Source organism: Chamaesiphon sp. OTE_20_metabat_361 (assembly GCF_031364565.1).
The window spans coordinates 1-1,773 of sequence record NZ_JANLWO010000294.1; the positions used below are offsets into that span (position 1 = coordinate 1).

The window sequence follows — 1,773 nt, forward strand, 5'->3', positions numbered from 1 at the left end:
CTACTAATCCGCAGATATTTCTGCGGTTGAATCGCTAAGGTCAGATCGCCATCAACGGTACCGCGATCGATAACAACTTCCGGGATCTTAAAAATCCGCGTCGCAGCGGCAGCATCTAACTTTTGACCCTTAACAACTAACTGCGTTTCACCGTTGGCAATAACACTATTACCTCGCACATTTACCTGTCCCTCCGCCCCAAACTGTGCCCCACCCTCAAATTTAACCCGATCTTGGCGATCGCTTACATCGGCTTGAAGATTAATTTTACTAATAGTAATTGGTTGCGGTGTCTGACTGTAAGGGACGACAACTACTCGGGCATTATCGATTTTTATCGTACCGACTTCCACTTTAATCGGTGGTGGATCTTGCTTATCTTGAGCTGGAATAGTCAGCCACTTACCACCCGCATTTTGAGCCAGATAAATCTGCGGCGAATTCAACCGCACATCTAACTTTAACTTCTTCTCAACCAAAAATTTGAGCGGATCGAAACCGACGATCGCTTCCGGAGCCTCGACAGAGTTTAGATCGCTACCAGTGGTAGGAAGCTTGGCATTTTTAAGCCGAATTTCATTAAACCAAACACTATCGACAGCGCCCAAACTTAGCGGACGTTTGAGACTCTTAGTTAACTCCCGATCGATTAGGGGTACGAGATTATCTTTTGCCCACCACTGACCGAATCCCAGCGCCGCAATTAACAACAAGAATAAGCCCAAACCAATCTTGCTGCCAGTTTTTAAAAATAACTTCAGCCACCGACGAGATCTATCTGGTGAATTAGGCGTCAATTGCGGCTGGGGTAGAGACGAAGATCGATCTTTAGGCTGGGTTTTCACTCTTGGCTCGACCTATATATCAAAGTCAAAGATAGAAACAGATTAACAAGCTAGACTAGGCTAACATTTACCGAATATCTCTAGTGGTACTAACATATACAGTGCGATCGCTATCTACCTAGATATTGTGCCCAATGTTAGCACTCGATCTCCCCGATCGCAATTCTCATCCCCAGATTCACAGGCTGCGGCGCATACACAAGTCAATTGCTTCGTTTTCGCTGGGCTTACCCCCCAACCCCCCTTGTAAAGCGGATGCGCGCTCGTCGGGCTTCCCGACGGTTTAGCGAAAAGTGCGTTCTTGGGGTTTCCCCGCTTGGGTTCGTTCCATGGTCGGGGAACCCGACCGGACGAACTCCGCAAGTAAAGCACCTTTTCAAGACAGCGACCCAAATCACGCGGAGAGTGGAGGAGCATGTGTTTGGGTCAAGACAGCGGCTCGCAGCCGGGAGGTTCCCTCCCGGATTATGCGAGACAAGACAGCGCAACCTTGCAGGGGGGCTTTTGATCCCTCCCCTTAGAAAGGGGAGGGCTGGGGTGGGGTAAAGGGACTACGCAGCAACTCGTGTGTACGCGGTAGGATTCACAGGGGGACTGGGGGCAATAAATGGTAACTAGCTTTACGCTGTAGACTACTAGTTAGATTGAATGGTTTGGGGGCGAGGATGTTCCGATTGGATGAGGAGATCGGAGTGCTAAAAAGTGTTACAAGTAACTGACTCGAACTGTCCTATCGTGAAGCGGTCTTTGAGTCAAATAGCTCGTTCGCCTAGCGTCTCTGGAAGAGAATCGCTCCGACCGACAAGTGATAATTTAGGTGTATTTACGATTGCTAAAAATTGGAAAATGTAATTCGATAATAATAGTCTAAATTCCGAAATTTAACGCTATCGCGATCGACGCATCATTACCAAGCAATAATGAGATG

General features: G+C 47.9%; 1 protein-coding gene. It reads right to left on the minus strand.

The features are described from left to right. Positions 1-845 (minus strand): DUF748 domain-containing protein (locus tag RMO35_RS08685; protein WP_309740284.1); only part of this gene is annotated, 845 nt, incomplete at its 3' end. Positions 846-1,773 lie beyond the last annotated feature (928 nt).